Annotated in this window: 22 protein-coding genes; 5 read left to right on the forward strand and 17 right to left on the reverse strand. The window is 54.6% G+C overall.

Going from position 1 to position 22,555, the window contains the following annotated elements; translation table 11 throughout:
• Positions 1 to 83: 83 nt before the first annotated feature.
• The 6 genes from K6R05_RS00490 to gmk all read right to left on the reverse strand — a co-directional run bounded on the left by K6R05_RS00490 (position 84) and on the right by gmk (position 7,422).
• Positions 84 to 1,457, reverse strand: a complete 1,374-nt coding sequence (locus tag K6R05_RS00490; RefSeq protein WP_161732915.1) for a nucleobase:cation symporter-2 family protein — start codon at positions 1,455 to 1,457, stop codon at positions 84 to 86.
• Between the two features lie 106 nt (positions 1,458 to 1,563).
• Positions 1,564 to 3,642: an ATP-dependent DNA helicase RecG gene (gene recG / locus K6R05_RS00495; protein WP_161732917.1), complete on the reverse strand. Its 2,079-nt coding sequence runs from the start codon at positions 3,640 to 3,642 to the stop codon at positions 1,564 to 1,566.
• The gene (gene trmH / locus K6R05_RS00500) at positions 3,639 to 4,337 is read right to left on the reverse strand and encodes a tRNA (guanosine(18)-2'-O)-methyltransferase TrmH (RefSeq protein ID WP_222924821.1); all 699 of its coding nucleotides are present in this window, start codon (positions 4,335 to 4,337) and stop codon (positions 3,639 to 3,641) included. Before trmH ends, recG begins: the two co-directional genes overlap by 4 nt.
• A gap of 2 nt (positions 4,338 to 4,339) precedes the next feature.
• Positions 4,340 to 6,448 carry a bifunctional GTP diphosphokinase/guanosine-3',5'-bis pyrophosphate 3'-pyrophosphohydrolase gene (spoT, locus tag K6R05_RS00505; protein WP_161732921.1) on the reverse strand — a complete coding sequence of 703 codons (2,109 nt, stop codon included), beginning with the start codon at positions 6,446 to 6,448 and terminating at the stop codon, positions 4,340 to 4,342.
• A 20-nt stretch (positions 6,449 to 6,468) separates the two neighbouring features.
• Positions 6,469 to 6,744 (reverse strand): DNA-directed RNA polymerase subunit omega, encoded by a 276-nt coding sequence (gene rpoZ / locus K6R05_RS00510; RefSeq protein ID WP_003851346.1) that lies wholly within the window; start codon positions 6,742 to 6,744, stop codon positions 6,469 to 6,471.
• 54 nt (positions 6,745 to 6,798) lie between these two features.
• Entirely contained in the window at positions 6,799 to 7,422 is a 624-nt protein-coding gene (gene gmk, locus K6R05_RS00515) for a guanylate kinase (protein WP_161732923.1), read from the reverse strand.
• A gap of 239 nt (positions 7,423 to 7,661) precedes the next feature.
• Here gmk and ligB point away from each other — a divergent pair, with 239 nt between their 5' ends.
• A complete protein-coding gene (gene ligB, locus K6R05_RS00520; protein WP_222924822.1) occupies positions 7,662 to 9,413 on the forward strand; it encodes an NAD-dependent DNA ligase LigB in 1,752 nt (583 codons plus the stop codon).
• Here the strand turns inward: ligB and K6R05_RS00525 are convergent.
• The 7 genes from K6R05_RS00525 to K6R05_RS00555 form a co-directional block, all read right to left on the reverse strand.
• A complete protein-coding gene (locus K6R05_RS00525; protein WP_161732927.1) occupies positions 9,351 to 9,968 on the reverse strand; it encodes a trimeric intracellular cation channel family protein in 618 nt (205 codons plus the stop codon). The two genes, ligB and K6R05_RS00525, sit on opposite strands and share 63 nt — an antisense overlap.
• 435 nt (positions 9,969 to 10,403) lie before the next feature.
• A complete protein-coding gene (locus K6R05_RS00530; protein ID WP_222924823.1) occupies positions 10,404 to 11,048 on the reverse strand; it encodes an oligosaccharide flippase family protein in 645 nt (214 codons plus the stop codon).
• A gap of 82 nt (positions 11,049 to 11,130) precedes the next feature.
• Complete coding sequence (locus K6R05_RS00535; protein ID WP_222924824.1) at positions 11,131 to 11,397, reverse strand: hypothetical protein; 267 nt, start codon at positions 11,395 to 11,397, stop codon at positions 11,131 to 11,133.
• 432 nt (positions 11,398 to 11,829) lie between these two features.
• On the reverse strand, positions 11,830 to 12,225 hold the full coding sequence (locus tag K6R05_RS00540) for a polyketide cyclase (RefSeq protein WP_222924825.1): 396 nt from the start codon (positions 12,223 to 12,225) through the stop codon (positions 11,830 to 11,832).
• Positions 12,226 to 12,361: 136 nt separating this feature from the next.
• Complete coding sequence (locus K6R05_RS00545; protein ID WP_222924826.1) at positions 12,362 to 13,504, reverse strand: alanine racemase; 1,143 nt, start codon at positions 13,502 to 13,504, stop codon at positions 12,362 to 12,364.
• A gap of 220 nt (positions 13,505 to 13,724) precedes the next feature.
• Positions 13,725 to 14,648, reverse strand: coding sequence for a kdo(2)-lipid IV(A) palmitoleoyltransferase (gene lpxP, locus K6R05_RS00550; protein ID WP_033734527.1), 924 nt, complete (start codon positions 14,646 to 14,648; stop codon positions 13,725 to 13,727).
• A gap of 424 nt (positions 14,649 to 15,072) precedes the next feature.
• Positions 15,073 to 15,936 carry a YicC/YloC family endoribonuclease gene (locus K6R05_RS00555; RefSeq protein ID WP_161732937.1) on the reverse strand — a complete coding sequence of 288 codons (864 nt, stop codon included), beginning with the start codon at positions 15,934 to 15,936 and terminating at the stop codon, positions 15,073 to 15,075.
• A 155-nt stretch (positions 15,937 to 16,091) separates the two neighbouring features.
• Between K6R05_RS00555 and K6R05_RS00560 the strand changes: the two genes are divergently transcribed.
• Positions 16,092 to 16,517: a DUF3574 domain-containing protein gene (locus K6R05_RS00560; protein WP_161732939.1), complete on the forward strand. Its 426-nt coding sequence runs from the start codon at positions 16,092 to 16,094 to the stop codon at positions 16,515 to 16,517.
• A 38-nt stretch (positions 16,518 to 16,555) separates the two neighbouring features.
• On the opposite strand, the gene K6R05_RS00565 is transcribed toward K6R05_RS00560, so the two are convergent.
• Positions 16,556 to 17,740, reverse strand: coding sequence for a NupC/NupG family nucleoside CNT transporter (locus K6R05_RS00565; protein ID WP_150013916.1), 1,185 nt, complete (start codon positions 17,738 to 17,740; stop codon positions 16,556 to 16,558).
• Positions 17,741 to 17,891: 151 nt separating this feature from the next.
• On the opposite strand from K6R05_RS00565, the gene rph reads away from it, so the two are divergent.
• On the forward strand, positions 17,892 to 18,608 hold the full coding sequence (gene rph / locus K6R05_RS00570; RefSeq protein ID WP_003851334.1) for a ribonuclease PH: 717 nt from the start codon (positions 17,892 to 17,894) through the stop codon (positions 18,606 to 18,608).
• Between the two features lie 49 nt (positions 18,609 to 18,657).
• Entirely contained in the window at positions 18,658 to 19,299 is a 642-nt protein-coding gene (pyrE, locus tag K6R05_RS00575; protein WP_003851333.1) for an orotate phosphoribosyltransferase, read from the forward strand.
• Between the two features lie 35 nt (positions 19,300 to 19,334).
• Here pyrE and slmA read toward each other — a convergent pair whose 3' ends face one another.
• From slmA to coaBC, 3 genes are all read right to left on the reverse strand, one after another.
• Positions 19,335 to 19,931, reverse strand: a complete 597-nt coding sequence (gene slmA / locus K6R05_RS00580; RefSeq protein WP_222924827.1) for a nucleoid occlusion factor SlmA — start codon at positions 19,929 to 19,931, stop codon at positions 19,335 to 19,337.
• A 118-nt stretch (positions 19,932 to 20,049) separates the two neighbouring features.
• Positions 20,050 to 20,508 (reverse strand): dUTP diphosphatase, encoded by a 459-nt coding sequence (dut, locus tag K6R05_RS00585; RefSeq protein WP_161732941.1) that lies wholly within the window; start codon positions 20,506 to 20,508, stop codon positions 20,050 to 20,052.
• Complete coding sequence (gene coaBC / locus K6R05_RS00590) at positions 20,486 to 21,706, reverse strand: bifunctional phosphopantothenoylcysteine decarboxylase/phosphopantothenate--cysteine ligase CoaBC (protein WP_222924828.1); 1,221 nt, start codon at positions 21,704 to 21,706, stop codon at positions 20,486 to 20,488. The genes dut and coaBC overlap by 23 nt, the downstream gene beginning before the upstream one ends.
• A gap of 180 nt (positions 21,707 to 21,886) precedes the next feature.
• Between coaBC and radC the strand changes: the two genes are divergently transcribed.
• On the forward strand, positions 21,887 to 22,543 hold the full coding sequence (gene radC / locus K6R05_RS00595) for a RadC family protein (RefSeq protein WP_161732945.1): 657 nt from the start codon (positions 21,887 to 21,889) through the stop codon (positions 22,541 to 22,543).
• Positions 22,544 to 22,555: the final 12 nt, after the last annotated feature.

The raw sequence follows: 22,555 nt of genomic DNA on the forward strand, positions 1-22,555 counted from the left end.
TTATGCCTGAATTACCGTTACAGCTCAACAGCCTGGATGTAAATCCGAATAATTAGCAGGCAGGCCGAAGCCTGCCTGTGGACTTACTTCTCTTGCGGGAAAATCAGGTTGAGCACAATGGCGGTAATGCCGCCCGCCGCAATGCCGGAAGAGAGCAGGGTTTTCAGCCAGTCAGGCGCAAACTGCAGGATCAGCGGCTGCTGGGAAACGCCAAGGCCCACCGCCAGCGATAGTGCGATGATCATGATGGCACGACGGTTAAGCGGCTCGCGTGACACGATGCGAACACCCGAGGCGGCGATGGTGCCGAACATCACAATGGTTGCACCGCCGAGCACCGGTTCAGGAATGAGCTGAACCAGACCACTGACCGCCGGGAACAACCCCAGCACAATCAGCATCAGCGCGACAACAAAGCCCACGTAGCGGCTGGCTACGCCGGTTAACTGAATGACGCCATTGTTCTGGCCGAAACAGGAGTTAGGGAAGGTATTAAACAGCGCGGAGACAAAGGAGTTAAGACCATTCGCCAGCACCCCACCTTTCAGACGTTTCATATAGAGTGGGCCGCTCACCGGCTGTTCTGAAACATCCGAGGTGGCGGTGATATCGCCGATGGTCTCCAGAGAGGTAACCATAAATACCAGCATCAGCGGGATAAGCAGATTCCAGTCGAAGCCCAGCCCATAGTAGAGCGGGGTGGGTACCATGATTAGCGGCTGATCAGCGGGAATACCTGCCGCAGGCAGCATACCCATCGTCCAGGCCAGCAGATAGCCTACCGCCATGGCAATCACCAGAGAGGCGACGCGCAGGTAGGGATTCTTCTGTCGGTTCAGCAGCACGATCACCAGCAGCACGGCTCCGGCCAGCATCAGATTTTTCGGCGCGCCAAAGGTATGGTCATTCATCGCACTGAAACCACCGCCAATGGAGGTTAGGCCGACCTGAATCAGCGACAGGCCAATAATCATCACCACGATACCGGAAACCAGCGGCGTAATGATCCGGCGCGCCAGATGCAATACGCGCGACAGCACCATTTCGGTACAGGAGGCTACCATCAGCGTGCCAAACAGTGCCGCCATCATGGTGGGCACGTCAGCGCCGCCATTTTTCAGCGCCATCCCGCCCATAATCAGAGGCGTCACGAAGTTGAAGCTGGTGCCCTGAATCGACAGCAGGCCCGAACCTACTGGTCCCCAGGTTTTGATTTGCAGCAGTGATGCCACGCCCGATGCAAACAGCGACATGCTGATCACGTGCCGGGTATCTTCTGCAGGCAGGCCCAGCGCCTGACAAATCAGAATCGCAGGCGTAATAACCGCGACAAACATGGCCAGCAGGTGCTGACCGGCGGCAAACAGCGTTTGCGGCAGGGGTGGACGATCTTCAAGGCGATAAATCAGTTCACTTTTCGTGGCGGAAGGCTGGTCTGGCTGAGGAGTGGTGGACATCTTCTGTTCTTCCCAAAAAATAGTGTGGCGATTGTAATCATCCGCAGGCTAAAAGCAATCGTTTGCCCGGTGAAGATAAAAAAGGCCGTACCAGAATGGAACGCACTCAGACATTGGTATAGCGGGTGGTCTCTGGCAGCCAGCGTTCAATCAGGGCGCTGGCCTGCTCGGGATAGTGCTGGTGGATGTGGCGCGCCACGCGCTGCACTTCCGGCACCATCGCGGCATCACGTAGCAGGTCGGCTACTTTGAATTCGGCGTTGCCGGTCTGACGCGTGCCCAGTAGTTCACCCGGCCCGCGAATCTCCAGATCGAACTGGGCAATGACAAAGCCATCATTGCTGTCGCGCAGCACCTGAAGACGCTTTTGCGCCGTCTTGCTCAGTGGCGCTTTATAGAGCAGCACACAGTGCGATGCTACAGCACCACGACCTACACGACCACGCAGCTGATGCAGCTGCGCCAGCCCTAACCGCTCCGGGTTTTCGATAATCATCAGGCTGGCATTCGGCACGTCAACGCCGACCTCGATGACTGTCGTCGCCACCAGCAGCTGCAGCTCATTCGCTTTAAAGGCCTGCATCACCGCCTGCTTTTCCGCGGGCTTCATCCGGCCATGTACCAGTCCGATGTTTAAGTCGGGAAGCGCCGTTTTCAGGGATTCCCAGCTGGCTTCTGCCGCCTGCGCTTCCAGCAATTCGGACTCTTCAATCAGGGTGCAGACCCAGTAGGCCTGACGGCCCTCGCGGCAGGCATGCTCAACCCGCGCCACAATCTCATCGCGTCGCGTATCGGGGATAGCGACGGTGGTCACCGGTGTTCGTCCCGGCGGCAGCTCATCGATAGTTGAGGTATCAAGATCGGCATAAGCCGTCATCGCCAGGGTGCGCGGAATGGGGGTGGCGGTCATGATCAGCTGATGCGGATGGAAACCCTGTTCCTCGCCTTTTTCCCATAAGGCCAGTCGCTGGTGGACGCCGAATCGGTGCTGCTCATCAATAATCACCAGCGCCAGACCATTAAACTGTACCTGCTCCTGAAACAGCGCGTGTGTGCCCACGACCATCGCCACCTGACCACTGGCTATCGCTTCCTGCTGGGCCTGGCGGGCTTTGCCTTTCTGTTTTCCGGCCAGCCAGCCCACTTCTATCCCCAGCGGCGCAAACCACTGACGGAAGTTACTGGCGTGCTGTTCAGCCAGCAGTTCGGTCGGCGCCATCAGCGCAACCTGCTTGCCATGGGCGATAACGTTCAGCGCAGAGAGCGCAGCAACCAGTGTCTTGCCCGAGCCGACATCGCCCTGCACCAGCCGCATCATCGGAAAATCATTGGCCAGATCTTTCTCTATCTCCGCCACCACGCGTTTCTGCGCATTGGTCGGTGAGAAGGGCAGCGCGGCCAGCAGCTGATCGCTAAGGTTGTGTCGCGGCGGCATCGGTAACGCGTAATAGCGCTGAGCACCGGCGCGTACCGCCAGCATGCTGAGGTTGTGCGCCAGCAGCTCTTCCAGAATCAACCTGCGCTGCGCCGGATGACGGCCACTTTCCAGCTCACTGAGCCGGAGATCGGGCGGCGGACGATGCAGTGTGCGCAGTGCATCAGGCAGGCTGATCAAGCCGCCGCTCAGTTCCTTCGGCAGCAACTCGGCAATCGGGCAGCTCTCCAGCAGCGTCAACGCCTGATCGGTAAGATTACGCAGTGTAGCCTGTCGGATGCCTTCAGTGGTGGGATAAACTGGTGTTAAGGTCTCTTCCAGCGCTACATTGCTCTGTTCGCCCTGGATGCGGTATTCGGGATGAATAATCTCGGCACCGCGCTGACCGCGTTTAATCTCGCCATAGGCGGTGACGCGTCGGCCCGGCGACAGGTTGTTCTTCATCCCGGCATTGAAGTTGAAGAAGCGCATCGTCAGGACACCACTACCATCGCTGATCTGGCACACCATCATCCGGCGGCGACCAAAGGTGATGTCGGTATGCAGCACTTCGCCTTCTACGGTGGCCCAGATACCGGGCAGCAGATCGTCAATGGCATAAAGCTGGGTGCGATCTTCGTAGCGTAGCGGGAGATGAAGCAGGAGATCCTGAATGGTGTGCAGGTCAATTTTGGCCAGTTTTGCTGCCTGGCTGGCACCGACGCCGGTCAGGGTACTGAGCGGGATGGCATCCAGCAGACGGCCCTTCATCTTTTTTTACCGGTCGACTGCATGGTTGCCCACCAGATGGGATCGGCGTCCACTTCGCCCTGAGCATTGATGCGCGGATAGGGTAAACCTTTCTGCTTTGCGACCCGCGCCAGCACCGGGTATCCGCCTTCGAACAGCAGGCGTTGCTGCTCATCATCATCCAGCAGGCTGTAATCGCGCAGGTAAAGACCGGCATTCTGCCGCTGCCGTTGTGCTTCATAGAGGATCAGCGCACAGGCAACCGAGACATTCAGCGACTGCACCATTCCCACCATAGGAATTACGATCTTCCGGTCAGCCAGCGCCAGTGCTTCTTCAGTGATGCCGGTTTTTTCCTGTCCCATCAGGATGCAGGTGGGAAGGGTATAATCGATCTCACGGAAATCTACGGCATCGTCAGAAAGATGGGTCGCCAGAACCTGCATCTTCTGCTGTTTAAGCCGTGTTACGGCATCGCCAATGGTGGGATGGGTGACCACTTTCACCCAGCTGTTGCTTCCGGCAGACGCGGAAGCCTGGGTGCGCATCCGCTGGCTGGGCCAGACAGCATGTACTTCGTGGATGCCGACAGCGTCGGCCGTGCGGATCACCGCCGACACATTGTGCGGCTTATGCACCTGCTCCATACAGACCGTAAGGTCGTGCTGGCGCAGTGCCAGCATCGCCTGAATCCGGGCAAAACGTTGATCGTTCATGCCTAATTACGGTTACGGTGGACTTTGATCACATCCGGCATCACGCGAATTTTACGCATGATATTCGCCAGATGGACACGGTCGCGTGCGGTCAGGCGGATAAAGGCGCTGTAGACGCGGCCATCACGCTCTTCGGTATTCAGGCTCTGAATATTGGAACCGGCCGTATTGATTGCTGCCGTCAGGTTCGCCAGTGCGCCCTGATGGTTAAACATGTCGACTTTGATTTCCGCCACGAACTCCTGCTCAGTGACTTTATCCCACTCGACCGGCATGAATTTTTCCGGCTCTTTCTGGTAGCCGCGAATATTTCGACAGGACTCATGATGCACCACCAGTCCTTTGCCAGGGCTGACATGAGCAACAATCGGGTCACCGGGAATTGGTCGGCAGCATTTGGCGAACGTAATCAACACGCCATCAGCGCCTTTGATCGGCAGCTTACCGCGCTTGCTGTTACTGCTGATGGTCTTGCTGTCCGCCTGCAGCAGGTTCTTCGCCACGACCACGCTCATCGCATTGCCCAGACCAATTTCCGCCAGCAGATCGTCAAGCGAGGTCAGCTTCATACGGTCCAGTTCCTGACGGATATTCTCAGCCGGGATCTCAGCCAGCTTACGACTGCCGCCCAGCGCATGGCTGAGCAGGCGGCGGCCCAGATTAACCGAGTCTTCACGCTTGAGGTTTTTCAGCAGCTGGCGAATTTTGGCGCGGGCTTTGGAGCTGACGACAAAGTTGAGCCAGGCGGCGTTGGGACGGGCGCCTGGCGCGGTGATGATCTCAATCGTCTGGCCGCTGGTCAGGGTTTGCGACAGCGGATAAGGCTGGCGGTCAACGCGTGCGCCGACGCAGGCATGGCCAATGTCGGTGTGAACCGCATAGGCGAAGTCCACCGGCGTCGCGCCGGTTGGCAGCTCAACAATGCGGCCTTCAGGCGTAAAGACGTAGATCTCATCGGGAAAGAGATCGGACTTCACGCTTTCGATAAACTCAAACGAACTGCCCGCACTCTGCTGCAGCTCCAGCAGGCTTTGCAGCCAGCGCTGAGCGCGAATCTGTGCGGTGGTGCCACTTTCGCCCGCCTGTTTATAGGCCCAGTGCGCAGCGACCCCCATTTCTGCCATCTGATCCATATCCTCGGTGCGAATCTGCACTTCAACCGGCACGCCGTGCGGACCGATCATGGAGGTATGGAGCGATTGATAGCCGTTGGCCTTGGGGATGGCGATGTAATCTTTCACGCGGCCCGGACGCGGCTTATACAAGCTGTGCATCTGGCCAAGAACGCGATAGCAGGTATCCAGATCTTTCACGATGACGCGAAAGGCATAGATATCCATGATGGAGTGAAAACGCTGCTCTTTCAGCGTCATTTTGCGGTAGATCGAGTAAAGATGCTTTTCACGACCGCTGACGCGGCAGGGAATGCCCGCTTCCTGTAAACGGCCATCAATCTCAGAAAGAATCTTCTGGATCATCTCTTTACGATTACCGCGCGCGGCTTTCACCACCTCTTTAATTACCCGATAACGGTTCGGGTAGAGAGCCTCAAAACCGAGCTCTTCCAGCTCCGTTTTAAGATGGTGAATACCCAGGCGATGCGCAAGCGGACTGTAAATCTCTAACGTTTCCAGCGCGATGCGGCGACGCTTGTCCGGGCGTAACGACCCGAGGGTGCGCATATTGTGGGTGCGGTCAGCCAGCTTGATGAGAATGACGCGGATATCCTGCACCATCGCCATAATCATCTTGCGGAAGTTCTCTGCCTGCGCTTCTTTCTTGTCGCGAAATTTCAGCTTATCCAGCTTGGAAACGCCTTCGACCAGCTCCGCCACGCTTTTACCAAACAGCTGTTCCATGTCCTGGTAAGTGGCAGGCGTATCTTCGATCACGTCATGCAGCAGCGCGGCCATGAGGGTTTCATGGTCGAGCTTCATTTCCGCCAGAATACAGGCCACGGCAACCGGATGGGTGATATAAGGCTCACCGCTGGAGCGTGTCTGTCCCTCGTGGGCATCACGTGCGACAAGGTAGGCTTGCTGGAGGCGCTTGATCTGCTCCTCTGGCAAGTATTTTTCAATCAGTTGATTGAGACTTTCAAACAGATACAAGGGTGACCTGCAGGTGGCTGTTAACGACGACCTTCAGCGATAGCGGTAACGGCCTGTAACTCAGCGGCTTCCTGCTCTTGCTGTTCCTGACGATCACGCACATCTAAAATCTGATTGGTGACCAGACCTTCTTCGATTTCGCGCAGAGCGATAACGGTAGGCTTATCGTTCTCTTCCGGAACCAGCGGATCTTTGCCGCCAACCTGCATCTGACGTGCACGACGTGCAGCGACCAACACCAGGTCAAAACGATTACCAACTTTTTCTACTGCGTCCTGAACGGTTACGCGTGCCATAGGTGTGCTACTCCACAGATGAAGAAATGACTGCGCATCATACTGAAACTGTATTCAGACTGCCAACAGTTTGCTGATTAAAGCATCGTGACGCGCCTTCTGGCGCGCCATACGCAGACGTTCGGCGCGAATAATGGTTTTCAGATCGGACAGCGCCAGATCGAAATCATCATTCACAATTAAATAGTCATACTCGGCGTAGTGGCTCATTTCCGCTACCGCCTGCGCCATGCGACGCGTGATGACCTCTTCGCTATCCTGACCACGACCGCGCAGACGGCGATCGAGCTCTTCTTTCGACGGCGGTAAAACGAAGATGCTGCGTGCGCCTGGCATTCTGGCGCGAATTTGCTGCGCACCCTGCCAGTCGATGTCGAGAAACACATCAACGCCGGTTGCCAGCACCTGCTCAATAGCATGGCGCGACGTACCGTAATAGTTGTCGAAAACTTTAGCGTGTTCGAGGAAGGCATCTTCCGCGATCATCTGCTCAAATTCATGTTTCTCAACGAAAAAGTAATGTTCGCCATGGGCTTCACCCGGACGCATGCCGCGTGTCGTGTGCGAAACAGAGACCTGCGTATCATACAACGGCTGGGTCTTTAACAGTGCCTGAATCAGGCTGGATTTACCTGCGCCGCTGGGTGCAGAAACAATATAGAGCGTGCCTTGAGCCATGGTTTTCTTGAATTGATTAAAAGCGGAGTCGATTTCCTGCACAGTATACACAGCTTCCCGCTGCCACGCAGCGTTTGCGCAGCGGCAACAGCCAACTTTTGCGTATCTTCGCGCAAATGTCTGTCAGGCCGCTGCAATTAATCCTTTATTGTTACGGCATCTCTTCCGCAACCGGACATCGTCTCTGGCTGACGCCAGGGCATTGATATTGAATACCGCAAAACGTCAGGGGAGAGAATATGAAAGGATTCGGCTGGCCGCTGTTGGCGGCTGTTTTGTGGATCGTCATATGGCCTGCGCATAGCGCCGTTTGTCCGGTCTGGACACCGATTCGGGCGACTGAAGAGATCCGCCGCCTGCAACAGCAACTACAACACTGGGATGACGCTTACTATCGTCAGGGGCAGAGTCCGGTGGTGGATGCGGATTATGACGCTCTTCAACAGCGACTGATTCAGTGGCAGCACTGCTTTAGCCCTTATCAGCCGGTTTACACCCCGCAACTGCCGGGTAATGGCAAGTCATTGCATCCGGTCGCCCACACAGGTGTAAAAAAGATGCGCGACAAGCTGGCGCTGGCTTACTGGATGCAGGGGCGTGGCGATCTCTGGGTGCAGCCCAAAGTTGATGGCATCGCCGTTTCACTGGTATATCGCCACGGCAGGCTGGTCTCCCTGTTAAGCCGTGGCGATGGATTACGTGGTGAGGATTGGCTGGCTAAAGCCGCCTGGATCCCGGCGATTCCGCTGAATATCGACACCCGTCTCGACGAGGTGGTGTTGCAGGGTGAGCTATTCCTGACGATGACCGGTCATCAACAGGCCGTTGATGGTGGTAAAAATGCGCGCTCACAGGTGGCCGGGGCCATGATGAGCAAGCAACGGATTCCTCTGCTGAATTCGCTTAATGTTTTCATCTGGGCCTGGCCAGATGGTCCCGCCAAAATGACAGAACGGCTTGAGCAACTCAGCCGCTGGGGACTGGGCGTTGCCGCAAAATGGAGTTACCGCGTCAAAGATGAAGAGGAGGTCGCCACCTGGCGGGAGCGCTGGTTCCATGCTGCGCTACCTTTTGTCACTGATGGCGTGGTGGTTCATCAGAGCCTTCGTCCTGCGGGAAAAAACTGGCTGCCGGGAGAGGGCACCTGGGCTGTTGCCTGGAAGTATCAGCCTCCTGAAGTCAGCGCTGAAGTGCTCTCCGTTGATTTTCCGGTTGGCCGAACCGGGAAAATAGCTGCCGTCCTTAATCTGCAGCCGGTGCAGCTGGATGACAAGACTGTCAGGCGGGTCAATGTCGGATCCCTGCGTCGCTGGCAGGAGAGCGATATTGTGGCGGGTGATGTGATTACGCTGAGTCTGGCGGGTCAGGGGATCCCCCGGCTGGAGCGGGTGATCTGGCGCGTGGCAGAGCGCGACTATCCTCAGCCTCCCGACGCGTCGCATTACACGCCGCTAAGCTGTTACACCTTCAGTGCGGAGTGCCAGAAGCAGTTACTGGCAAAATTACGCTGGCTCAGTCAGAAAACGGTGCTGAATATTCCGGGCGTTGAGCGCAGCACCTGGCTGCGCTTACTGGAAACCGGCAGTATGACGCATCTGTTCGGCTGGCTGACGTTAACACCGGAACAGATCACTGCCGCAACGGGCTTCTCTCCGGAACGGGCGGGTCAGCTCTGGCATCGTTTTAATCTCACCCGTCAGCAGCCGTTTCGTCGCTGGGTGGATGCCTTAGGTATTTCACTGCCGCGGAAGGCCCTGAAGTCACTGCCCGATCAGCAGTGGGAGAGCTTAATGCAGCGGGATATTGCGGGCTGGCAGGCGTTACCGGGTGTTGGGGCTGCGCTGGCAAAGCGCCTGGTTGCGCAGTTCCATGATGCCCGTGTGCAGAGGCTGATCGCGTTCCTGCAGCAGCAAGGCATACCTTCTTCCTTAATGCTCGGGATGGGGATAGTTGAAAATCGGCAAACCGAGGCGGAAGCGCAGCGCCAGTAAACGGGCAAAGAAGCCGAACAGCAGGGTAATGATTATCACCGCTTCATGTGCCAGCGTAGTTTTCAGCAGCAGGATATAGAGCCAGCCTGAGGCGAAGGCGATACCAGCGTAAAGTTCCTTCTGAAACACCAGCGGAATGCGATTACAGAACATGTCACGCAGCACGCCACCGAAGACGCCGGTAATGACCGCGCTTATGGCGGCAATAATCATGGCATGTCCGGAATCGAGCGCAACCTGCGCGCCGATAATGGAAAAAACCACCAGTCCCAATGCATCAAGCACCAGGAACACTTTGCGCAGGTGTGTCATCAGGGGTGCCAGGAACGTGGTGATGACCGCTGCTGCCGCCACAATCATGATGTATTCGGGATTTTTTACCCAGCCCAGCGGATAGTGACCCAGCAGGATGTCGCGCACCGAACCACCGCCGATGGCAGTCACTGAGGCGATAATAATAACACCGAACAGATCCATTTTGCGGCGGCCCGCCGCCAGCGCCCCCGTCATGGCTTCAGCAGTAATACCAATGATGTAGAGAACGGTCAGTAACATAGCAGACTCCGGTAAAACGGGGGCAAGGCGATATCCTTGCCTGAAAGACGGCGACAGAGATTTTCAGGCGATCGGCGTCCGGGATAAGCGCAGTGTATACCAGCCAGCCAAGGCGTCCGTATAGAAAGACTTTTCTGCGCAGAGCCTGCGGTGAGTGCCTGTGTAAATCTGAGAAGACACAGTCTGCAGAAGGTTTGTGCGTTGCGGCCCGCTGTTTTACGGTTCCGGACTAGCGGATATTAACCGACCATGAACGCCAGACAACGGCTGGAGGTAAGTCAGTTTATAAAGGAGGTAGAAAGGCTGGATGCGGCAGATAAAGGAAGAATTAGAGAAATAAAGCAACAGGCTAAATGAAAAGAAAAGGCGTGCTGGTTAACAGCACGCCAACGCATCGTTTCAGATGCTCAGAGCCCACCAAACAGACTTATTTTATTATTTTTTTCTTGCACGAATTTTAGAAAAGGCTTTCAGGCTAAAATGATATTCTGGCTGGAACCATGAACGACCATAGTAGCAGTAAATCAGCATGCGAATGGATGCCATCGCCAGGTAACCCCAGATCGCACACAGTACTGAAGGGGTCAGCCAGACGGTAAATAAAGTGACGGCAAGGCCGGCTAATACTGCTGAGGTTTCAGCAAAGGCGATACGGGTATATTGTTTTTCGCGCTGTAATATCGCACGGTAATGCTGACCCTGTGGGATGATAATAAACACCACTGAGACCATCTGCAGCATTAACGCCAGTTCAGGTTGACCAAACAGACTGTTCAGCAGGTGACTGCCCGTAAATAACAGACCAAACACTACGACACCCATCAACATATTACCCCAGTAAATCGTGGAGAGGTCGTTGATAGAGAGCATACAGCGGCGGATCAGCTTATTTGAGAAGCCGCGATCGGCCAGCGTATCGATAGCCAGTAAAGCTATCACGGCGATCGCCAGCAGGTTCAGTTCATTCGCCTGCAGGATTTGCGCCAGCAACGAGAGCTGCAGTACGCCGATGCCAATAATTTTGATTGAAGAGAGCAGAGACCATTTTGCGCTATTAAGACTGCTTTCACGTATTGCCATAATATACTCGTTAGAGTTCATTGACTCTGTGAGAATTAAATCGTTGTGTAACAGCAATGAGAAGTTGCTGTCACACCGTTAGTTAGTGCAATTTTTCTGGCCGGAGTCCTGAAATACCTTTCCAGGCTTGCCATGTTATTATGGATTCAATCAAATGGTGCTCGGATAAAAAATAGATATCCCTGGTAAATTCTCTGTTTCGTGTCATGGCGGAATCCCCTACAGCTAATAAGAATTCCGCCAGATCACGAATAAATCCTGTTGTAGTTTTATATTCTCCTGCCAGCATCCTTGCGGCAATCTCAACGAATTCTTTTTCTGATAACAAAGGATACGCAGAGCGGTCCATGACTTTTCCTGCTTTATCATTATGGGTATTGCTGTGTGTGGAATGATTTATACATTGTTTTATTTAATTTAACACCATAAGAAAAGTCTGATTACGCGACCGCAGAAATAAATGGTTTCACTCTATGCATGATAAATATTAAATCCCCAGCAGGGCAGTAATAAACGATTGTTGATGATTAATGTATACGTCAGAGAGAAAGTGTTCGTGCAGAAGATGAAGAGGCCTGTAATCAGGGAAGATCGCCAGCCTGTCGGGGGATGTTGCCAGGAATTTTCCTGGCAACAATGCTTAAGCAGGGTTGGTGATAAATGTGTAAAAGAGGCATGCAATCAGATAAACGCTTTATGCTTTATCATCGGAAGTTTTTCTGTTTTTTTTCATAAACAGCCAGTGATAAGTACAGAGAAAAAATCGAGCTAAGTCATTGATTTACTGTGTCAGAAGCTGGTTAAGCTTCTCAAGATCGTTGCTAACCCATTCAATATCCTGCTTAAATCTCTCATCTGAAGTAAATGGCTGGCGGTAAACCGTCACCATCACCTCGGCACCCTGCTCGTTGGCTATCACGCGCATCGGCACATAGATTTCCTTTCCTGACCCACTATCAAGCCAGTGATCCATTACGCCAAACGGATTATGTGGCGAGAACCGGAGCTTTACATTTCCCTGAGGGCCTTTAGCACGCCAGCGATTGCCATCAGGTTCTAATGCACTATTCGTCAGCCCGGACGCCCACTTTGGAAAAAATTCCGGCTTCCAGATGGTTTCATAAAGATCTAACCAGTGACGCGGAATTGTCAGGCTCAGCGTGCGCGAGGAGAGCATATAACCTCCGGAGGATAAGCTAAAAAAGCATTAAAGCATGGGGTCAGGCTCGTTAATACGTTGTAACAGCAGAAGTGTGGTGTTGAGAGGGTTTCGTACAAACGGCAGACAACGGATGAGGCTGTCTGCCGCTGACTCAGATAAAATTGCCGCGTGCAGAAACTGCGTGCTCTTCGCTATGCCCACTGGCGCGACGCAGAACAAAGCCATCCGACTGTGCCATCACTGCGCAGCTGTGATTCGGAAAGATACGAAGCAGCATGCCGACTTCAGGACGGCGATCCTGATAAAGCAGAAAACCATGCTCCTCAGATAACTTTGTCACCTCATACGTGTGGCCCGCTTCGTCGGCTGCAACACCAAAGCCGCTGGCATTGGTGCCGTGTGGCCCTTTATCTGAACTCAGCATTTTCGATCCGGCATCCACAATTGCGAAATGCTCGTTTACCGCTACCACACGTGTAATGACGCTCATTGCCAGCTGATCGACGTAACTTAGCCCGAGGCGACAGGCGGTAAGGTCCAGCAGTGCATAGTTGCCGGGCCGGATTTCACTGATGCAGGGCGCAACCTCGGCTGCCAGGGCCGTAGGCGTTGACCCCACAGAGAGCGGGCAGTCGGTAAATCCCGCAGCCTGCAGTTTTGCCTGAAGCTGCTGCATCAATACCGTTTCCTGCCTGGCAACATCAACAATAGCCGCAGCATTACCGGCACCATAAGCGTGGCCGGCATGCGACACTAATCCGGCAAAGCGTACGCCTCTGTCCCGCAGCGCCTGAGCAATCAGCACGGCGTCATCACTATCAGGACTAACACCAATCCGGTGTAATCCAACATCCACCTTAATCGCCACCGCCAGCTCGCAGTCTGGTTGTTGCTGCCACGCATCCGCAATCGCTGCCACACCCTGCAGCCTGTCCGCAATCAGGGTAAGTTTTGCCTGATGAAGCACGGCGAGACGCAGCAACTCAGCCACGCTTTGCGGTTGCACAACCGGATAGGCTAAAAGCAGATCGCGAACGCCCCCCTTAATAAAGCTGATACCTTCGCTGGGTTTAGAGACCGTGACACCCTGAGCACCATATTCAAGCTGACGCTGAGCAATCCAGACGCTTTTATGTGTTTTGATATGCGGACGCAATGCGACGCCTGCCGCACTGGCTTTGCGCTGCATATGCTGCAGATTCTGCTCCAGGCGCTCTGCATCCACTTCAATATAGGGCGTAAGGCGGTCATCGATCAGCGGCCTTTGCCACTGCTGTGTATCGTTGATATCCATAAGATTATCCGGCTTTAACGAGGTAAGAGGATTCATCATTCCTTAATTAACTTTCTGATACCAGCCTGGTGGCTGTGGAGGAGGCGCTGAACAGCAAAAATTAAAGTGGGTGTTAACCCGGGATAGAGCATGCTGTACACGGACAAACCGGAGAGGATACTAAGCAGGCGTGGATTAGCAGAATAAAAAAGCAGGCGCGGTGCCTGCTTTATCCGGTTACTCAGACGTAGAGTGACTGTTCACCCGGCGGTCGGGTTTTGAATCGGCGATGCAGCCAGAGGTATTGTTCCGGTGCGCGCAGAATCTGATTCTCGATCACTTTATTCATATAGGCTGCAGCAGCAGCCTCGTCCGTGTGAGGATAATTTTCCAGCATCGGCTCAATGATCAGATGATAGCCATCATTATCTGCATTACGAATCAGCATAATCGGCACCATCGCCGGCTTCGCCAGACGCGACAGCACAAAAGTGCCGTTGGTGGTGGCCGCTTTTTCTACCGCAAACAGCGGCGCAAAGGTGCTGCCTTTCGGGCCGTAATCCTGGTCTGGTGCAAACCAGACCGATTCACCCTGTTTCAGAGCATTAACCATGCCGCGCAGATCGCGGCGGTCGATCATCGCTTTGTTTGAGCGCATCCGGCCTTTGGTCTGCACATATTCCATTGCCTGATTGTTGTGCGGACGGTACATCGCCATCATCGGCTGACAGAGACCGCTGATGCGGCCGCCCAGCTCCAGTGACATGAAATGCACACCAATCAGCATCACACCGCGCTTTTCATTCTGCGCAGCGTGGAGATTATCCATACCTGACACTTTAAACAGACGTTTAACCGCACGGTCAGACCAGAACCAGGCAATACCGGTTTCAGCCAGCGCCATGCCTAACGACGCAAAATTACCGGCGATCATATGTTCTGTTTTTTCTTCACTGATGCCAGGAAAACAGAGCTCAATGTTACGACGGGTGATTCGCTCACGGCGCTGCAGAAAATGGCGGGAAATTTTGCCCGCACCGGCACCGAGACGCATAAGAACAGGATAGGGAAGCTGGACCAGAAGCCAGAGTACACCAAGACCAAACCAGGTAAACCAATAACGCGGATGCAGCAGCGAGCTGCTAAATTTTCCGGTGTTTTTCATTAAAACCTTCATGAGATAAATGGATGCATCGCATAAAGAACACTTCCATAAAGTCTCCAGGCGCTACAGCTGTACTGATTTCGACCAGCACTTTATCAAAAAGTGCCTTCAAAGAAAGGGAAACTACTGACTCTACAGGATTGACCTGTTTCATGGAGCCAGCGTTTCGGGTGCGAAAAAAGGGTTCGCAACAGAAAAAAGATATTAAATTCAGAAGATTAAAAAAGACAGGCCTGATAAGGAAAACGTGACAGACACGCATTACAGAAGAGTCCGGAAATAATTATTTATCCATCTTTACGTAATAATGAGGCCAGCCACACGCTTAGAACACCCTGCACGCTGATGCAGAAGAGAGGTCATTACTCAGAAAATGAACAAAGCGCCATCGCTGACGCTTCATCTCAGACCTGAGGAAAAGATCTTACTCAATATTCTGAATCTGCTCGCGCATCTGTTCAATCAGCACTTTCAGTTCGATAGCAGAAGTGGTGATGTCGGCGTTGATCGACTTCGATGCCAGCGTATTCGATTCACGATTGAACTCCTGCATCATGAAATCGAGCCGACGGCCAACCGCTTCTTTCTTTTTCAGGATGTTGTAGGTCTCTTTAACGTGCGCATCCAGGCGATCCAGCTCTTCGGAGACGTCAACACGCTGCGCCATCATCACCAGTTCCTGCTCCAGGCGATTGTTTTCCAGCTGGACTTCAGCATCTTCCAGTTTGGCGACCAGACGCTCACGCTGCCATTTGATGACTTCAGGCATCTGCGCCCGCACTTTGCTGACTTCCTGCGAAACCCCTTCCAGACGCTGCTCAATCATCGCTTTCAATGCGGTGCCTTCGCTTTCGCGTGCCGCAATAAAATCATCCAGCGCACTATCCAGCGCCTTCAACAACTGCGTGTTAATGGCATCCAGATCCTGCTCCTGTGCAGACATCACACCGGGCCAGCGCAGGATATCCAGCGGATTAATCGCGCCTTCATCGCTCTGCATTTTCACCCAGTTGGCCGCCTGCACCAGCTGTTTCGCCAGCGTTTCATTGAGCATCAGCTCGCCCTGCGCGCTGGGGTCGGCATCAAAACGCAGGTTGCACTCAATTTTACCGCGCGTCAGACGCTGGCGAATGCGTTCGCGGATAACCGGCTCCAGCCCACGAAACTGTTCCGGCAGACGGATGTAGGTTTCCAGATAACGCTGGTTAACAGAACGCAGCTCCCAGGCGGCGCTGCCCCATTCGCCTTTGGCTTCGCTGCGGGCATAAGCGGTCATACTGCGGATCATAAGCGGTACTCATTTGCGGAAAGATGGGTGAAGTATAGCGAGGCGAGCCACGGCATAACAGGCATAAGCGTCTCACCGGAAAATAACGAACCATTTCCGCTTTCCGCGAGAGCCACTTATGATGACCACTGACCCCTTGTGAGGATGACCGATCTATGTCACGCGTTATTGCCCTTCCTGTTGTGATGGCTCTGTTGCTGGCGGGTTGCCAGACGCGCCATGCGCCGCCCACGAAACCGCAACCCATCTGTGCGGGTGGCGACATGATGATGCAGACCACGCTGTGGTTTGGACTAAGCAAGCCAGATGGCGGCAGGGTGAGTTCACTCGACTGGATGAACTTTGTGGACAATGAGGTCACGCCACGCTTCAAAGCGGGACTGTCGATTTATGACGCTAAAGGGCAATGGCTGGGCGAGAACGGCAAACTGGCACGGGAGAACAGTAAAGCGCTGATGCTGATCCACGGTATCGATCCTGCCACCAATCAGGATATTGAGGCGCTACGCACACTCTATAAGAAACGCTTTGCTCAGGAGTCGGTGATGCGGGTAGATGCACCCGTCTGCGTCGGATTCTAGAATAAACGCGGGCGGCAGCGAGGCCGCCCGCGGAATAGTCAGATAAACAGACCGGCAAAAGCTGCAGAGAGCAGGCTCACCAGCGTGGAGCCATAGACCAGCTTCCAGCCAAACCGGGAAACCACATTCCCCTGTTTTTCGTTCAGGCCTTTTATGGCACCCGCCACAATGCCGATCGAGGCAAAGTTAGCAAAGGAGACCAGGAACACAGACAGAATACCCAGCCCGCGCGCACTCATGCCCGCCGCGACTTTCTGCAGCTCAATCATCGCCACAAACTCATTTGCCACCAGCTTGGTCGCCATGATGCTGGCCGCCTGCAGGGCATCCGCTTTGGGAATGCCGATCAGCCATGCCAGAGGATAGAACAGGTAGCCGAGCAGTTGCTGGAAGCTATAGCCAAAGACCGCCGCAAACACGGCATTCACGGCAGCAATCAGGGCAATAAAGCCAATCAGCATCGCCAGAATGATCATCGCCACTTTGAAACCAGCCAGGATGTACTCGCCCAGCATTTCAAAGAAGCTCTGCTCTTCATGCAGCTTTTCCAGCGCGATAGGCTGCTCATCCTGGCTTTTCATCGGGTTGATGATCGACAGGATAATAAAGGTGCTGAACATGTTAAGCAGCAGTGCGGCAACCACATACTTCGGTTCAATCATCGACATATAAGCACCGACAATCGACAGCGAAACGGTGGACATAGCGGTCGCTGCCATGGTGTAGAGCCGACGCGGCGGGATATCACCCAGAATCCCTTTATAGGCGATGAAGTTTTCCGACTGACCCAGAATCAGCGTGCTGACGGCGTTAAACGACTCCAGTTTGCCCATGCCATTAATTTTCGACAGCAGCGTCCCGAAAATACGGATCAGCAGCGGCAGGATGCGCCAGTGCTGCAATATGCCGATCAGTGCGGAAATAAAGACAATCGGGCAGAGTACGCCAAGGAAGATAAATGCCAGCCCCTGTTTGCTCATTCCGCCAAACACGAATTCTGTACCCTGTGCGGCAAAGCCCAGCAGCGTCTCAAAGAATCCCGCAAACGAGCCGACCAGCGCCAGCCCCCCGGCAGAGTGAAGGAAGAACCAACCCAGCGCGGCTTCTGCCACAATCAGTTGAACAATAAAGCGCAGGCGAATCTGTTTACGGTCATGACTGACCAGCAGCGCAAGGGCAAAAATCACCACCAGCGCCAGCAGGAAATGAAGAATGGCGGCCATATGTCTTTTTTTATCAGAGAGAAAGGAAAGCGCATTTAGCCACAGCTGGCAGGGAATTTCATCTGATGCCTGCGTCAGACCGGCGCAAGAGACAGCGGGCAAGGAAGTCCGTATAATGCGCAGCCAATCATTAGCAAGCCGGAGAATACCCATGCGTCCAGCAGGCCGTAGCGCACAACAGGTGCGTCCAGTCACATTGACCCGCAATTACACCAAACACGCAGAGGGTTCCGTTCTGGTGGAATTCGGCGAAACGAAAGTGCTTTGCACTGCCTCCGTAGACGAAGGGGTTCCGCGTTTCCTTAAAGGCCAGGGCCAGGGCTGGGTCACGGCTGAATATGGCATGCTGCCGCGTTCAACCCACAGCCGTATGGCGCGTGAAGCCGCAAAAGGCAAGCAGGGTGGACGTACGCTGGAAATTCAGCGTCTGATCGCCCGTTCACTGCGTGCCGCAGTTGATCTTAAAGCGCTGGGTGAATTTACCATTACGCTCGACTGTGACGTAATTCAGGCCGATGGCGGCACCCGTACCGCCTCAATCACCGGTGCCTGTGTGGCGCTGGCTGATGCGCTGAACAAGCTGGTAGCCAGCGGCAAGCTGAAAGCCAATCCGATGAAGGGCATGGTCGCGGCGATTTCAGTAGGTATCGTTAAAGGCGAAGCACTGTGCGATCTGGAGTACGTTGAGGACTCCGCGGCAGAAACCGACATGAACGTCGTGATGATGGAAGATGGTCGCATGATCGAGGTGCAGGGCACTGCCGAGGGCGAACCGTTTAGCCATGAAGAGCTGCTGACGTTACTGGCGCTGGCACGCGGCGGCATTGAGGAATTGATTCAGGCGCAGAAAGCAGCGCTGGAAAATTGATGTAACAGGCGACCTCAGGGTCGCCTTTTCTTTATTTGAGGAGTGAGAAATGAAAGCCTGGCAGCGTCAGTTTATTGAATTCGCCCTGAACAAGCAGGTGCTGAAGTTCGGTGAGTTCACTTTGAAGTCAGGGCGTAAAAGCCCCTATTTCTTTAATGCCGGTCTGTTCAACAGCGGACGGGATTTAGCGCTGCTGGGACGCTTCTACGCGCAGGCGCTGGTGGATGGCGCTGTCGACTTCGATCTGCTGTTCGGTCCGGCCTATAAAGGCATTCCGATTGCGACCACCACGGCGGTGGCGCTGGCGGATCATCATGACCGCGATGTGCCTTACTGCTTTAACCGTAAAGAAGCGAAAGATCACGGCGAAGGTGGCCTGCTGGTGGGCAGTCCGCTGCAGGGCAAAGTGATGCTGGTGGACGATGTGATCACCGCAGGCACCGCAATTCGTGAGTCGATGGATATTATCGGCGCGCACAACGCTACTCTGGCAGGCGTGCTGGTCTCGCTTGATCGTCAGGAGCGTGGACGCGGAGAAATGTCGGCGATTCAGGAAGTGGAACGTGATTACGGCTGCAAAGTGACCGCGATTATCACACTGGCCGATCTGATTAGCTGGCTGGAAGAGAAGCCGGAGATGGCCGATCATCTGGCTCAGGTTCGTGCCTATCAGAAAGCGTACGGGATTTAACAGAGGCGGGCGCAATGCCCGCCTTCTTTTACGCTTTACGCCAGCTGCGCGACAATCAGCGGCCAGCGAGCCTCAAAGTCTGCGGTAGGACTGAAACGAAACTCAGAACGGACATAGCGCGACAGTAAACCTTCACAGAATGCCAGCAGCTGGCTTGCCAGCAGCGCCTCATCAGCCTGAAAAGCTTCGCCCTCACGCATTTTCCGTTCCCGCATCACCTGTCGCAGCTGCACTTCAATCCGCTCAAACAGCTGATTGATGCGTCCCTGCAGTCGGTCCTGCTCAAACATCAATGCATGGCCGGTCAGGATGCGCGTCAGTCCCGGATTACGCTCACCAAATCCCAGAATCAGTTGCACGATCAGACGCAGACGCGTCATGGTCTCTTTTTCATCTTTGAGGATCAGATTGATGCGGGTAATCAGACTGTCTTCGATAAACTCAATCAGGCTATCGAACATGCGTGTCTTACTGGGGAAGTGACGATACAACGCCGCTTCGGAAACGCCTACCGTGGCTGCCAGTTTGGCGGTGGTAATGCGCTGACTGCCATCACCCGACTCCAGCATCTGTGCCAGCGCCTGCAAAATCTCTTCGCGACGGTTTCGCTTCGCGACTTTTTTTTCTGCCATGACCTTAAAGACCCCTGAAATTCACCTAAAAACAGGCAACACCTACGCATCTGCCACAGGAACGCGTCCCATGGCGATGAGGAAAATAACGGGCGTAAGTGAAAGTCGGTAATGCGGGTTACTGGCGACCTGAATGGCCGAAGCCGCCTTCGCCGCGCAGGCTGGCGTCGAAATCGTCGACCAGGTTAAATTCCGCCTGTACCACCGGTACAAAGACCAGTTGTGCCATGCGATCGCCGGGTTGCAGAGAGAAACTTTCCTGTCCGCGATTCCAGACCGAGACCATCAGCTGTCCCTGATAGTCGGAGTCAATCAGCCCGACCAGGTTGCCCAGCACGATGCCGTGTTTATGGCCAAGACCTGAGCGCGGCAGGATCACAGCGGCCAGATCGGGGTCGGCAATATGAATCGCCAGGCCGGTCGGGACCAGCGTTGTGGTGCCTGGTGCGATGTCGAGAACATCATCAATGCAGGCGCGTAAATCTAACCCAGCGGAACCTGAAGTCGCGTAGGTCGGCAGTGGAAACTCTTTGCCGACGCGCGGGTCCAGGATTTTAACGTCTATTTTTTTCATCATAACGGCTGACAATCTCGTCTATTAATTGTTGGCCAAGGAGAGACTTATCGCTGAGCGGTAAGCGTTTTTCTCCATCCTGCCAAAAAAGGTGAAGAGCATTGGTGTCGCTATTAAATCCCTGTCCGGCTTTAGCGACATCGTTAGCGCAGATCAGGTCCAGATTCTTGCGCACCCGTTTTTGCCGGGCGTATTCTTCCACATTCTGTGTTTCAGCAGCAAATCCAACCACAAATGGCCGGTTTTCCTGAAGTGCGGCGACCCCGGCAACAATATCGGGATTCTTTACCAGGTTCAGCGTGACGTTATCATCGCCGCCCTGTTTCTTGATTTTATCGGTCGCAATATCGGCTGCCCGGTAGTCTGCCACGGCTGCGCTTGCAATGAAAATATGTTGTTTAGCTATCTCGCTCATGACGGCGGCCTGCATCTCCAGCGCGCTGGTAACGTCAACGCGTTGCACACCCGCTGGTGCCGCCAGGCTGACCGGACCACTGACCAGCGTGACCTGTGCGCCGCGTCTGGCAGCGGCAGCGGCAATCGCAAAACCCATTTTGCCGGAGCTGTGATTCGTGATGTAGCGCACCGGATCCAGCGCCTCACGGGTCGGACCGGCGGTTATCATAATGTTGAGATGTTGCAGATCGTTGACGGGTGCAGCCCACTGCACCGCATGGTCAACAATCGCCAGCGGATCAAGCATCCGGCCCGGCCCGACGTCGCCGCAGGCCTGGCTGCCGCTGTCTGGCCCCCAGATCAGCACGCCACGCTCATGCAGCGTCTGCAGATTATGCCGGGTCACCGCCGCACGATACATCTGCTGATTCATAGCGGGCACCACCGCCACGGGTGAGGCCGTCGCTAATACAGCAGTGGTCACCAGATCGTTTGCCATACCGGCAGCTATACGGGCAATCAGGTCGGCAGTGGCCGGTGCCAGTACAATCAGGTCGGCCCACTTTGCCAGTTCAATATGACCCATTGCGGCTTCCGCTGCCGGATCAAGCAGATCGTCAAACACCGGATAGCCGGAGACGGCCTGCAGGCTGAGCGGAGTAATAAAGGCCTTTGCCCCCTCCGTCATCATTACGCGAACATCAGCGCCGCGATCGCGCAGGCGACGTACCAGCTCAGGTGCTTTATAAGCGGCAATACCGCCACTTACGCCAAGAAGAATTTTTTTGCCGGCTAATCCCATCATGATGTTGGCCTCACTAAGCTCTCTGCCGCTCGCGGCGGCGAATGCACGGACTTTATCACAAAAGCGTGGATGCGCCTTTTCACCAACTGCGTTTGCGAGCCGTCTCGAAGATTGATACGCCACTGATAGCGGCATGCTTCAGGATGGGCCACTCTGAGGTTCATCTCAGGGAGAGCAAAGATGAAAATCAAGGGACCACGGGAAAAACTGCAGAAACTGGGCGCGCATTCGCTCAGCGATACCGAACTGCTGGCCATCTTTCTCCGCACTGGCTCGCCGGGGCAGAACGTCCTTGAACTGGCCGGGCAGATGCTGGAGGGATTTGGCTCGCTTTATCAGCTCATGACGTCAGACAAAGCGGCATTTTGCAAAATTAAAGGTGTCGGCGATGCCAAGCTGGCGCAACTGCACGCGATTGCCGAACTGGCGAAGCGCTTTTTCGCCAGTAAGCTGGCGCGCGAAAGCGTGATGGAAAATCCACAAATCACGCGCCAGTATCTGCAAAGTCTGTTAGCCCATCAGGAGCGTGAGATCTTTATGGCACTGTTTCTGGATAATCAGCATCGGGTGCTGCGGGCACAAAATATGTTCTCGGGTTCCATTAACAGCGTGGAAGTTCACCCCCGCGAGATTGTCCGGGAAGCGCTGAAGCTCAATGCCGCCGCCCTGATACTGGCGCATAATCACCCGTCGGGCATGGCGGAGCCGAGCCGTGCAGACCGTGAAGTAACCCATAAAGTCAGCGAAGCCTGTCAGCTACTCGACATCCGTCTGCTCGATCATCTGGTGATTGGTCATGGCGAATATGTCTCCTTTGCGGAGCGGGGATGGCTCTGACAGCGGGAAATT

It is taken from the genome of Pantoea alfalfae (assembly GCF_019880205.1).
GTDB lineage: Bacteria > Pseudomonadota > Gammaproteobacteria > Enterobacterales > Enterobacteriaceae > Pantoea > Pantoea alfalfae.